A 12264-nucleotide genomic window follows, 5' to 3' on the forward strand; every position below is an offset into this window, starting at 1 on the left:
GAAGCCGCGAAAAGGGTCTGGGGCGCAGCCCCAGGAAACGGTGAAAGGGAGGGACCGGGGCATCACCCCCCGACCACCGCGAACGCCTCCACCTCCACCAGCAACTCCGGCCGGAACAGGGCCACGACCTGCACGGCGGAACTCGCCGGCAACCGCCCCGCGTCCACGAACTCGTCCCGCACCTCCCGGATCACCGGCAGATGCCCCACGTCCGTCAGGAAATAAGTCAGCTTCACGACGTCGTCGAAGGAAGCCCCCGCCGCCCCCAGACACCGCCGCAGATTCTCGAACACCTGCCGCGTCTGGGCCCGGATGTCGCCCTCTCCGACGACGTGCCCGTCCTCGTCGAGGGCGACCTGCCCGGAGACGGCGACCAGCCGCCCGGTCGCGGTCACGACGTGGCTGTAGCCGCCGGCGGGCGCGACCCCTTCGGGGGCCGGGATGTGGGTCAGGTGAGCACCGGTACCGTCCGTCATGCGCCGCATCCTGCCCCGCCCCCGGCCGCCCCCGCCAGCGCCAAGATCACAGCAGCGGAATCACGCCTCCGCGATCACCACCGCCGACGCCACCCCCGCGTCATGGCTGAGCGACACGTGCCACGACCGCACCCCGAGCAGCTCCGCCCGCGCCGCGACCGTCCCGGTGACGGTGAGCCCCGGGCGGCCGTGCTCACCGGTGGTCACCTCAGCGTCCGTCCACAGCAGCCCGGGCGGCGCGCCCAGAGCCTTGGCAAGGGCTTCCTTGGCGGCGAACCGCGCTGCCAGGGAGGCGATGCCGCGCCGCTCGCCGCTCGGCAGGTACAGCTCGCGCTCGACGAAGAGGCGGCCGGCCATCCCGGGCGTGCGCCGCAGCGCCGCGTCGAAGCGGTCGATCTCGGCGACGTCGATGCCCACGCCCACGATCATTCGACGGTCACCGACTTCGCGAGGTTGCGCGGCTGGTCGACCTCGTTGCCGCGGGCGGTGGCCAGTTCGCAGGCGAAGACCTGCAGGGGCACGGTGGCGACGAGCGGCTGGAGGAGGACCGGGGTGGCGGGGATCTCGATCAGGTGGTCGGCGTACGGCCGGACCGCCTCGTCGCCGCGCTCGGCGATGACGATCGTCCGGGCGCCCCGGGCCCGGATCTCCTGGATGTTGGAGACGATCTTGTCGTGCAGGACGGACCGGCCGCGCGGCGACGGGACGACGACGACCACCGGCAGGTCGTCCTCGATCAGCGCGATCGGCCCGTGCTTGAGCTCGCCGGCCGCGAAGCCCTCGGCGTGCATGTAGGCGAGCTCCTTGAGCTTCAGCGCGCCCTCCAGGGCCACCGGGTAGCCGACGTGCCGGCCGAGGAAGAGGACGGTGTTCTTGCCGGCCAGCGAGCGCGCCAGCTCGCGCACCGGCTCCATGGTCTCCAGGACCTCCTCGACCTGCGTCCCGATGCCGTCCAGCTCCCGGATCACCGACTGGATCTCGTCGCCCCACTTCGTCCCGCGTACCTGGCCCAGGTACAGGGCGACCAGGTAGCAGGCCACCAACTGCGTGAGGAACGCCTTCGTGGACGCGACCGCGACCTCGGGACCGGCGTGCGTGTAGAGCACGGCGTCCGACTCCCGGGGGATCGTCGAGCCGTTGGTGTTGCAGATGGCGAGCACCTTCGCGCCCTGCTCGCGGGCGTGCCGCAGGGCCATCAGCGTGTCCATCGTCTCGCCGGACTGCGAGATGGCGATCACCAGCGTGCGCTGGTCGAGGATCGGGTCGCGGTAGCGGAACTCGCTGGCCAGCTCGGTCTCGCAGGGGATGCGGGTCCAGTGCTCGATCGCGTACTTGGCGATCATCCCCGCGTGGTACGCCGTCCCGCACGCGACGATGACGACCTTGTCGACCTCACGCAGCACGGACGCCGGGATGCGGACCTCGTCCAGCGTCAGCGACCCGGAGGCGTCGATGCGCCCCAGCAGGGTGTCGGCGACGGCCTTGGGCTGCTCGGCGATCTCCTTGAGCATGAAGTAGTCGTAGCCGCCCTTCTCGGCGGCGGACGCGTCCCAGTCCACGTGGTACGCCCGGACGTCCGCCGGCGCGCCGTCGAAGTCCGTCACGGTGACGGCGTCCCGGCGCAGCTCGACGACCTGGTCCTGGCCGAGCTCGACGGCCTCGCGGGTGTGGGCGATGAACGCGGCGACGTCGGAGGCGAGGAACGCCTCGCCGTCGCCGACCCCGACCACCAGCGGCGAGTTGCGGCGGGCGCCCACGACCACGTCGGGGTCGTCGGCGTGCACCGCGACGAGCGTGAACGCGCCCTCCAGACGGCGGCAGACCTGCCGCATGGCCTCGGCGAGGTCGCCGCAGGAGGAGAACGACTCGGACAGCAGGTGCGAGACGACCTCGGTGTCCGTCTCGGAGGCCAGCGCGTGCCCGCGCTCGGCGAGCTCGGCGCGCAGGGCGGCGAAGTTCTCGATGATGCCGTTGTGGACGACGGCGACCCGCCCGGGGTTGTCGAGGTGCGGGTGGGCGTTGGCGTCGGTGGGACCGCCGTGGGTGGCCCAGCGGGTGTGGCCGATGCCGGTGGTGCCGGAGGGCAGCGGCCGGTCGGCGAGCTCCTTCTCCAGGTTGGCGAGCTTGCCCGCCTTCTTGGCCGCGGCGAGCCCCCCGTCGGCGAGCACGGCGACCCCGGCCGAGTCGTAGCCGCGGTACTCCAGCCGGCGCAGCCCGGCCAAGACGACGTCGAGGGCGGACCGCCCTCCCACATAACCCACGATTCCGCACATGGAGTGCAGCGTACGGCCCCGGTGTCACCGCCCGCCGGTCAATGTCCGCGCCCGCCGGTCAACGTCCGCGCTCGATGCGGTCGATGGCCTCCTGGACGAGCTCCAGGTACTCGACCTCCTCGCAGCGCGGCTTGCTGCCGAAGTGGTACTGGTCGAGACAGTCCCCCAGGTCCTGCCCGAGGTCCTCGTCCGGCAGGTCGTCGCAGAGCTCGGCCCGCACCCGGTCGGCGAAGGCGTCACCCGTGTCACACGCCCCGGCGTACGTCCCGGCGTGTGCGACGGAGCGTGCGCCGGGGGCGCCGGCGCGCGGGTGTGCGAGGCGGTGGAGGGTCTTGCGGATGAGCCGGAGCACGAGCCGGAGAACGAACACGGGGGTCCCTCGCAGGAAGCCGGGGCGGCCGAAGGGTGGGACCGTATTCCCGACCCGTGAGTAGGTACAGAGCCCGCGCCGGAACTTCACTCCCCCGCGCCGCCAGGTCCCCTACGGATGCCCCGCAGACCACACTCGACGCCCCGAACCTCACACCCCGCAGTGATCGCCCCGCGCCACCCACGCACAATGGGCCCCGTGCCGACCACCCCAGAGCAGCCGCAGCAACGACGCCGCACGGCTCACCCGCCCACGCACCAGTCGTCGCTCTTCGTCGACCTGACCCGCGCCGAGTGGAGCGCGCTGCGCGAGAACACGCCCCTCCCGCTCACCGCGGAGGAGGTCGAGCGCCTGCGCGGACTCGGCGACGTCGTCGACCTGGACGAGGTCCGCGACGTCTACCTGCCGCTCTCCCGGCTGCTCAACCTCTACGTGGGCGCCAGCGGCAGCCTGCGCGGCGCGCTCAACACCTTCCTCGGCGAGAAGGGCGCCCAGCGCGGCACCCCGTTCGTCATCGGCGTCGCCGGCAGCGTCGCGGTCGGCAAGTCGACCACGGCCCGGCTGCTGCGCGCCCTGCTGGCCCGCTGGCCCGAGCACCCGCGCGTCGAGCTCGTCACCACGGACGGCTTCCTGCTGCCCAACGCGGAGCTCCAGCGACGCGGCCTGATGTCCCGTAAGGGTTTCCCGGAGTCGTACGACCGGCGCGCGCTGACGCGCTTCGTGGCGGACGTGAAGGCCGGGAAGGACGAGGTGTCCGCACCCGTCTACTCCCACCTGATCTACGACATCGTCCCCGGCGAGCGGCTCACCGTGCACCGCCCGGACATCCTGATCATCGAGGGACTCAACGTCCTCCAGCCCGCCCTGCCCGGCCGCGACGGCCGGACCCGGGTCGGGCTCGCGGACTTCTTCGACTTCAGCATCTACGTGGACGCGCGGGCCGAGGACATCGAGCGCTGGTACTACTCACGGTTCAAAAAGCTCCGCGAGACGGCCTTCCACGACCCCGACTCGTTCTTCCGCCGCTACACCCAGGTCTCGGAGGAGGAGGCCCTGGCCTTCGCCCGCCGCAACTGGCGCACCATCAACAAGCCCAACCTCATGGAGAACGTCGCCCCCACCCGCGGCCGCTCCAGCCTCATCCTCCGCAAGGGCCCCGATCACAAGGTCCAACGCCTCTCGCTGCGCAAGCTCTGACCCCGGGACGCCGCATGCTGCACGTACGGATGCTCACCCCCGCCGACCGCACCGAGGAGGTCGTCACCCTCGTCGAGAGCGTCACCGGAACCACCCACCTCGCCGTCCTCACCGGTGCCGCCCGCGATCCGCGCGGCGACGTCGTGCTGTGCGACGTGGCCCGGGAGGCGGCCGACGAGCTGCTGGAGGCGCTGCGCACGGCGGGCGTCCCCGAGTGGGGCGCCGTCTCCGTCGACGACGTCGGCCTCACCCTCTCCCGCCGCGCCGACGTGGCGGAGGAGGAGGCACCCGGCGAGGGCGCGGACGCGATCGTCTGGGAGTCGCTGGTCGAGGAGACCCACGAGGAGTCCACCCTGACCTTCACCTTCCTCGCCTTCCTCACCCTGGCCACGATGCTCGCCGCCTGCGGCGTGATCATCGACAGCGCCATCCTCATCGTGGGCGCGATGGCGGTGGGCCCGGAGTTCGGCCCCCTGGCCGGCCTCTGCACGGCGATCGTGCGCCGTGCCCCGCGCCTGGCCCGGCAGTCGCTCATGGCGCTGCTGGTGGGCTTCCCGGTGGCGATGGCGGTGACCGGCGGTTTCAGCCTGCTGATGGACTGGCTGGGCCTCTTCCACGAGGCGCGGTTCCTCGCGGACCGCCCGCAGACCTCGTTCATCTGGCAGCCGGACGCCTTCTCCTTCATCGTGGCGTTCCTCGCCGGCGCCGCCGGCATCCTCTCCCTGACCTCCGCCAAGTCCGGCGCCCTCATCGGCGTCGCGATCTCCGTCACCACGGTCCCGGCCGCCGCCAACGCGGCCGTGGCCCTCTCCTACGGCAACTGGACGGAAACCCGCGGCTCGGCGGTCCAGCTCGGCCTGAACCTGCTGGGCATCGTGGCGGCGGGCACGCTGACGCTGCTGGGCCAGAGGTGGTACTGGCGACGGCAACGCAGGAACAGCCCACCCACCAGCCCGTCCGGCGCCTGAGGACGGCGCGCGAAGCGCTCACCCACCCACCCCCGCCCCCACCAGCCCGTCCGGCGTTTGAGGACGAGCGGCGAAGCCGCGATCAGCGGGGTCTGGGGCGTCAGCCCCAGGAAACGGCGAAGTGGGGGTGCCCCCTCTGGGGGAGGGACAGGGGCACCCCCCATCCCGCCCCACCCGGCGCTACCCGAGCGCCGACTTCACCACATCGGCGAGCCGCTGAGCCACAGCCCGAGCCTGCTCGATGTCAGCGGCCTCCACCATCACCCGCACGAGCGGCTCCGTCCCGGAAGACCGCAGCAACACCCGCCCGGTGGCACCAAGCTCCCGCTCCGCGTCCGCCACAGCCTCGGCGAGCTCCTGCGAAGACCCCACCCGCGACTTGTCGACGTCCCGGACGTTGATGAGCACCTGCGGCAGCCGCTCCATGACCCCGGCCAGCTCCCGCAGCGGACGGCCGGTCGCCGCGACCCGAGCGGCCAGCATCAGCCCGGTCAGCGTCCCGTCACCGGTCGTCGCGTGGTCGAGGGCGATGACGTGCCCGGACTGCTCGCCGCCGAGGGCGAAGCCGTTGGCCTTCATCTCCTCCAGGACGTAGCGGTCGCCGACCGCGGTCTGGACGAGCCGGACGCCTTCCCGCTCCATGGCCAGCTTGAAGCCCAGGTTGGACATGACGGTGGCGACGACGGTGTTCTTCCGCAGCGAGCCCGCCTCCCGCATGGCGAGCGCGAGGACGGCGAGGATCTGGTCCCCGTCGACCTCGGCACCGGTCGCGTCCACGGCGAGGCACCGGTCGGCGTCACCGTCGTGGGCGACACCGAGGTCCGCGCCGTGCTCGACGACCGCGGCCCGCAGCTTGTCGAGGTGCGTGGAGCCGCACTCGTGGTTGATGTTCAGCCCGTCGGGGTCGGTGCCGATGGTGACGACCTCGGCGCCGGCCCGCGAGAACGCCTCGGGCGAGACGCGGGACGCCGCGCCGTGCGCGCCGTCGATGACGACCTTGAGGCCGTCGAGGCGGTTCGGCAGGACGCCGATCAGGTGGGCGACGTAGTTGTCGAAGCCCTGGTCGTAGTCGCGGACGCGGCCGACGCCGGCGCCGGTGGGCCGGTCCCAGGGCTCGCCGGTGGAGTGCGCCCGGTAGGTCCGCTCGATGCGGTCCTCCAGCTCGTCGGCGAGCTTGTGGCCGCCGCGGGCGAAGAACTTGATCCCGTTGTCGGGCATGGCGTTGTGGCTCGCGGAGAGCATGACGCCCAGGTCGGCGCCGAGGGCGCCGGTGAGGTACGCGACGGCGGGCGTCGGCAGCACGCCGACCCGCAGCACGTCCACGCCCGCGCTGGCCAGTCCGGCCACCACGGCGGCCTCCAGGAACTCCCCGGACGCCCGCGGATCACGACCCACCACCGCCACCGGGCGATGGCCCTCGAACGTCCCCGCCTCGGCGAGCACGTGCGCCGCGGCGACCGACAGGCCGAGCGCGAGCTCGGCCGTCAGATCGGCGTTCGCGACGCCGCGCACACCGTCCGTACCGAAGAGTCGTCCCACTGGTGTCCTCCGAAAAACGCGGGAGTGCGGGGCCCTGGAGGGAGCCCCTTGTACTTGAGCCTTGTACTTGAGGTGTCGAGCCCTGGGCCAAAGCGTTGCCGCCAGGTGACCGAAGTCTCCCAGGTATACGGGGTACCCGCCCCGAGTGGCCCGTACGAGTGACCCCTGACCCGTACGGGTGACGCATCACGGGGGTGCTGCATAGCCGAACGCCCCGGCAGCACGGATCGTGCCGCCGGGGCGTTCGAGCAGAAGCAGCGAACCGCCGGATTAGCGCTTGCTGTACTGCGGAGCCTTGCGGGCCTTCTTGAGACCGGCCTTCTTGCGCTCGACCGCACGGTCGTCGCGCTTGAGGAAGCCGGCCTTCTTCAGGGCGCCGCGGTTGTTGTCCACGTCGGCCTCGTTGAGCGCACGGGCCACGCCGAGGCGCAGGGCGCCGGCCTGGCCGGAGACGCCGCCACCCGAGATGCGGGCGATGACGTCGTAGCGGTCGTCGAGCTCGAGCACCTTGAAGGGCTCGTTGACTTCCTGCTGGTGCACCTTGTTGGGGAAGTAGTCCTCAAGGGTGCGACCGTTGATCTTCCACTTGCCGGAGCCCGGAACGATCCGGACACGGGCGATGGCGTTCTTGCGACGGCCCAGGCCGGCGGCCGGCTGCGGGTCGCCAAAGCGGGACGCGAGGGACTCGGAGGTGTACTCCGACTCCACGACCTCGGTCTCGGTGGTGTACTCCTCGACGCCCTCGACCGGCATCTCGGCGGTGGTCTCAGCCACGATTCTCCTCAGACTTTCTGGTTCGGCGGTGGCCGGGACTTAGCCCTGCTTGACCTGGGTGATCTCGAACGGCTGCGGCTGCTGGGCGGCGTGCGGGTGCTGGTCGCCCGAGTAGACCTTCAGCTTCGAGAGCATCTGACGGCCGAGGGAGTTCTTGGGCAGCATGCCCTTGATCGCCTTCTCGACGGCCTTCTCGGGGTTCTTGTCGAGCAGCTCGTCGTAACGGACGGAGCGCAGACCACCCGGGAAGCCAGAGTGGCGGTACGCCATCTTCTGGGTCTTCTTGTTGCCGGACAGGTGCACCTTGTCGGCGTTGATGATGACGACGAAGTCACCCATGTCCATGTGCGGGGCGTACACGGGCTTGTGCTTGCCGCGCAGCAGGGATGCGGCCTGGGAGGCCAGACGGCCCAGGACGACGTCCTGCGCGTCGATGATGTGCCACTGGCGCTGGACATCGCCGGGCTTGGGGCTGAACGTACGCACGGTCGTAGCCTTCGCTTCTTCAGTGAGTGTGGGTCCTGACACGGTCCGCATGGGACGATCGCGCGAGCTTGGCCGCACAACGGGGACGCAACCCGTGTGCCGACCGCCGGCGATCGGCCTGACGGACAAGCGTAAGGGCCCCTCGCGTGAGAACGACCAAGCCAATACGCATAACGAACTCGTAGAGTACCGGGCGCCCACCCACGGGGTCAAAACACATGGTCCCACCGGGGGCGGCCCCCAGGCCCCCCACCGTCCTCACCGCACCCGCGCGACCCGCCCCTCGTCCGCCGCGCCTTCCCGGGGACACCCCCCGGCCCTCCGGGCGAGCACCCCCGCCGCACCGGTCACCGCACCCGCGCGACTCGCCCCTCGTCCGCCGCGTCTTCCCGGGGACAACCCCCGGACCCCCGGCCGAGCACCCCCGCGCCGCACCGGTCACCGCACCCGCGCGACCCGCCCCTCGTCCCACACCGGCTCGGACGCCTCGCGCACCCGCCCGTCCGCCCCGAAGACCAGGTAGCGGTCGAACGAGCGAGCGAACCAGCGGTCGTGAGTGACGGCGAGCACCGTCCCCTCGTACGCCTCCAGCCCCTTCTGCAACGCCTCCGCGCTCTCCAGGTCCAGGTTGTCCGTGGGCTCGTCCAGCAGCAGCGCCGTCGTGCCCGCCAGCTCCAGCAGCAGGATCTGGAAGCGGGCCTGCTGCCCGCCGGAGAGCCGCTCGAACCGCTGGTCGCCCTGGCGCTCCAGCTCGTACCGGCGCAGCGCGGACATCGCCCCGCCCCGATCCTTGGCGTACTCCGTCCACAGGATGTCGACGAGGGTGCGGCCGAGCAGCTCGGGGTGGGCGTGGGTCTGGGCGAAGTGCCCGGGGACGACCCGCGCCCCCAGCTTCCACTCGCCCTGGTGCGCCACCGGCTCACCGGCCAGCAGCCGCAGGAAGTGGGACTTCCCGGAGCCGTTCGACCCGAGCACGGCGACCCGCTCCCCGTAGAAGACCTCCAGGTCGAACGGCTTCATCAGCCCGGTGAGCTCCAGCCGCTTGCAGGTGACGGCCCGCAGGCCGGTGCGCCCGCCGGCCAGCCGCATCCGGATGTCCTGCCGGCGCGGCGGCTCCGGCGGCGGCCCGGCCTCCTCGAACTTCCGCAGCCGGGTCTTGGCCGCCTGGTAGCGGGAGGCCATCTCGTCGCTGCGGGCCGCGTACTGCTGCATGTCCCGGACGAGCTTCTTCAACTGGGCGTGCTTCTCGTCCCAGCGCCTGCGCAGCTCCTCGAACCGCTCGAACCGCTCCGCGCGGGCCTCGTGGTACGTGGCGAAGCCGCCGCCGTGCACCCACACCTCGGACCCCGCGGGGCTGGGCTCGACACTGATGATCTTCTCGGCGGCGCGGGCGAGCAGCTCCCGGTCGTGGGAGACGAACAGCACGGTCTTCCGCGTCTCGCGGAGCCGCTCCTCCAGCCAGCGCTTGCCGGGGACGTCCAGGTAGTTGTCCGGCTCGTCCAGCAGCAGCACCTCGTCGGTGCCGCGCAGCAGCGACTCCAGCACCAGGCGCTTCTGCTCACCCCCGGAGAGCGTGCGCACCTGCCGCCACTGCGCCTTCTCGTAGGGGATGCCGAGCGCGGCCATCGTGCACATGTCCCAGACGGTCTCGGCCTCGTAGCCGCGCGCCTCGGCCCAGTCGGACAGCGCCTGCGCGTACGCCACCTGCGCGGCCTCGTCGTCCCGCTCCATGATCGCGAGCTCGGCCCGGTCCACGGCCGCGGCGGCCTCCCGGATACGCGGCGGCGCCACCGAGACCAGCAGGTCGCGCACGGTCCGCTCATCCCGTACGGACCCCACGAACTGCGGCATCACCCCCAGCCCGCCACCGACGGCGACCGTCCCCCCGTGCGGCCTGATCTCCCCCGAGATCAGCCGCAGCAACGTCGTCTTCCCGGCCCCGTTGGCCCCGACGAGCGCCACGGCGGCCCCTTCACCGACCCGGAAGGACACGTCCCCCAGCAACGGCCGCCCATCAGGCAGGAAGTACTCGACGTGCGCCACCTCGACGTGTCCCATGCGAGGCATTGTGTCGGCTTTCCGAAGCTCCACCAACCGTTTAACGCGGTGAGGCCTCAGGCGTCGAGGCGCCCCGTCCGCAGGCTCTCGGCCACGGACGCCAACCAGCTTCGGTAGGAGTGCGGTTCGGGGGGCTCGACCTCCATCCCGAGCTCCGCCAGCCCGAGAGCGCAGTCGTCCTCCGCCACCGGCAGCGTCAACAGTTCACTCACCTCCCCGACCAGACGCGCCGCCAGCGCACCGTCCGTGGTCGTGACGTAATCGGCGAGGGCGGCTTCGTGACTGCCGAACTCCTCGGGCATGTCCTGAGAGAACCAACCGCCAAGGAACTGCCCGAGTTCCGGGAACCGGGCATGCCATTCCCAATGAGTTTCCGGAATCCCGGGAGGTGGCGCGTCGCCCGTTTCCACGCTGTGGCGGAGCGAGTCGGCGATCAGCAGGAGCCAGGACTGGATGTCCTCCTCCGGGTGGCCCACGTCAGGGAGGGGAAAGGCCTCCCCGAGCCGTTGCCTCAGGTACCCCGGTAGGTTCTCCGCGTACTCGCGCAACTGCCGCTCGGCCACGGCAAGGGCCCACGGCCTGCTGTGCCAAGTGTGGCGTAGGTATGCATCGAGGGCCGTGCTGCGGATACCTTCCGCGTCATTGGCAGGCTGTCCGAGGTAGGCGCGTACGACGTGGTCCAGCTCACCATATTTACGGTCGTACTCGATGGGCGTCAGGGGCACAACGCTACCCGTCTTCACAGATAGATGGGAAAGGTGGACTGCACGCTAAAGCCGTTGGCATGCGAGGGGTCCCTTTTGAGGATGACGCGCGCAGCACGCACGTCCACCGCATCCCGCCCGGCGAGCATCATCGCGCGCAACATCACACGCCCGACCGGGTCGGGCCGGGAAGGCCATGCAGCCTCGATCGTGAGGCGCTGCCTGGTGTTCTGGGCCAGCCAGCGATGGATAATCTGTTCATTTCTGGTGACAACCTGCTGGGTGCACCATTGCGCCGTCGCCATGTCGGGGTAGGTGGCGGATCTGGTGAGCATGACCTTCCTTTCTGTCCGCAATAACTCAATCGGTTCTGTCGAAACCCCAGAACACACCCACTTCACTGTCGGAAACCGCCACCAGGCCGACATCGCAAATGAAATCCGTGAACCGTACTTCTGTCATATGAAAAGATGCCGGAGCGTAGCGAGAGAGCAGAACGTCAGCATCCTTCATCAGTTCACTTTTGCGTGACTCGTAGTTCGGGATTCGCTCTATGTCGAGATAGTCGTCCACCATCTGCACCAGAGCGCGCACGGCGGCATCGTGTTCCACTTCCCTGAAGTGACCGGTTGCCTCTTCAGGCTGCCGGAACGGGAAAAAATACGGCGATTCTCCCCGTTCGCCGGTCGGCTCAAACCAGTCGGCAGTGAGCCATGCACGAGGATCCTCCACCGTGCGCCCAAGAATCGCCATGAGGTCTTCTGTCCAGTCCCGGTGCCATCGCGGACCCGTCCGAACAAACGCGTCCTCGTAGAGCAGGCGCACCAGGGAGGCGTTCCAACGGTCGCGATTCGTCACACCGCCTTTCTCGGAAACCGGGTTGTAGGACCAGAACACTCCCACCTCGTCCTCCGAGACAGCGACCAGACCCGCGTCGCCCACACAAGAGGTCAATCCGTTGCTATAAAAGGAGCTGCCGCTCCAAAAATCGGGGGATTCATCCAAATAAGCAGCCGGAGAGGATGTGTACAGCTCGGCGTCGGGCCCGAACCGATGAAGTAGCGTGTAAGCATCCGCCAGCCACTGCTTCCAGTGCACGTCGAAGTCCGGGATCGCTTTTGCCGTGAACCACTCGTCTCGAATACTGACGAGAAACCGGGCAGCCGAGTCAGGAACAACCCTGTGCATATACCGGTCCAAGCGCTCCTTGGCCGGAAAAATGAAGGGAAATCTCCCATTCTGGGCCGCGAGCTCTTCCCCGGCATGCGCGGCAGCCCAGTCGACACTGCCCCATGACCGGGGGTCCGGGGATTTGCGCTCGAACGCCTTCTCGACATCTCTACGCCATTCTCCATGCTCTCGGGGCACCACCCTGACGAGAGCGTATGCGTTGCCGAAAAGACGCGTCAACGCCGCATT

At 70.1% G+C, this 12264-nt stretch carries 13 protein-coding genes; 2 read left to right on the forward strand and 11 right to left on the reverse strand.

Features of this window, described 5'->3' with window-relative positions; genetic code table 11:
* Window positions 1-62 precede the first annotated feature (62 nt).
* From ACZ6X9_RS20685 to ACZ6X9_RS20700, 4 genes are read right to left on the reverse strand one after another with little or no spacing between them, the layout of a single operon-like run.
* Entirely contained in the window at window positions 63-485 is a 423-nt protein-coding gene (locus ACZ6X9_RS20685; RefSeq protein WP_469779451.1) for a RidA family protein, read from the reverse strand.
* Window positions 486-536: 51 nt separating this feature from the next.
* On the reverse strand, window positions 537-905 hold the full coding sequence (locus ACZ6X9_RS20690; RefSeq protein WP_469779452.1) for a holo-ACP synthase: 369 nt from the start codon (window positions 903-905) through the stop codon (window positions 537-539).
* Window positions 902-2749, reverse strand: a complete 1848-nt coding sequence (gene glmS, locus ACZ6X9_RS20695) for a glutamine--fructose-6-phosphate transaminase (isomerizing) (protein WP_469779453.1) — start codon at window positions 2747-2749, stop codon at window positions 902-904. Before glmS ends, ACZ6X9_RS20690 begins: the two co-directional genes overlap by 4 nt.
* A 58-nt stretch (window positions 2750-2807) precedes the next feature.
* Window positions 2808-3119 (reverse strand): hypothetical protein, encoded by a 312-nt coding sequence (locus ACZ6X9_RS20700; RefSeq protein ID WP_469779454.1) that lies wholly within the window; start codon window positions 3117-3119, stop codon window positions 2808-2810.
* Between the two features lie 189 nt (window positions 3120-3308).
* Between ACZ6X9_RS20700 and coaA the strand changes: the two genes are divergently transcribed.
* Window positions 3309-4316: a type I pantothenate kinase gene (coaA, locus tag ACZ6X9_RS20705; protein ID WP_469779455.1), complete on the forward strand. Its 1008-nt coding sequence runs from the start codon at window positions 3309-3311 to the stop codon at window positions 4314-4316.
* A gap of 14 nt (window positions 4317-4330) precedes the next feature.
* Entirely contained in the window at window positions 4331-5284 is a 954-nt protein-coding gene (locus ACZ6X9_RS20710; protein WP_469779456.1) for a DUF389 domain-containing protein, read from the forward strand.
* A gap of 180 nt (window positions 5285-5464) precedes the next feature.
* On the opposite strand, the gene glmM is transcribed toward ACZ6X9_RS20710, so the two are convergent.
* The 7 genes from glmM to ACZ6X9_RS20745 form a co-directional block, all read right to left on the reverse strand.
* Window positions 5465-6823, reverse strand: coding sequence for a phosphoglucosamine mutase (glmM, locus tag ACZ6X9_RS20715; protein ID WP_469779457.1), 1359 nt, complete (start codon window positions 6821-6823; stop codon window positions 5465-5467).
* Between the two features lie 270 nt (window positions 6824-7093).
* A complete protein-coding gene (gene rpsI / locus ACZ6X9_RS20720; protein ID WP_223769818.1) occupies window positions 7094-7597 on the reverse strand; it encodes a 30S ribosomal protein S9 in 504 nt (167 codons plus the stop codon).
* Window positions 7598-7636: 39 nt separating this feature from the next.
* On the reverse strand, window positions 7637-8083 hold the full coding sequence (gene rplM, locus ACZ6X9_RS20725) for a 50S ribosomal protein L13 (protein ID WP_004951311.1): 447 nt from the start codon (window positions 8081-8083) through the stop codon (window positions 7637-7639).
* A 438-nt stretch (window positions 8084-8521) separates the two neighbouring features.
* On the reverse strand, window positions 8522-10141 hold the full coding sequence (locus tag ACZ6X9_RS20730; protein WP_469779458.1) for an ABC-F family ATP-binding cassette domain-containing protein: 1620 nt from the start codon (window positions 10139-10141) through the stop codon (window positions 8522-8524).
* Between the two features lie 56 nt (window positions 10142-10197).
* Window positions 10198-10866 carry a contact-dependent growth inhibition system immunity protein gene (locus tag ACZ6X9_RS20735; protein WP_469779635.1) on the reverse strand — a complete coding sequence of 223 codons (669 nt, stop codon included), beginning with the start codon at window positions 10864-10866 and terminating at the stop codon, window positions 10198-10200.
* A gap of 14 nt (window positions 10867-10880) precedes the next feature.
* Window positions 10881-11273, reverse strand: coding sequence for an RNase A-like domain-containing protein (locus ACZ6X9_RS20740; protein ID WP_469779459.1), 393 nt, complete (start codon window positions 11271-11273; stop codon window positions 10881-10883).
* The gene (locus ACZ6X9_RS20745) at window positions 11206-12255 is read right to left on the reverse strand and encodes a hypothetical protein (protein ID WP_469779460.1); all 1050 of its coding nucleotides are present in this window, start codon (window positions 12253-12255) and stop codon (window positions 11206-11208) included. The genes ACZ6X9_RS20740 and ACZ6X9_RS20745 overlap by 68 nt, the downstream gene beginning before the upstream one ends.
* Window positions 12256-12264 lie beyond the last annotated feature (9 nt).

Source organism: Streptomyces sp. NPDC052910, assembly GCF_055585605.1.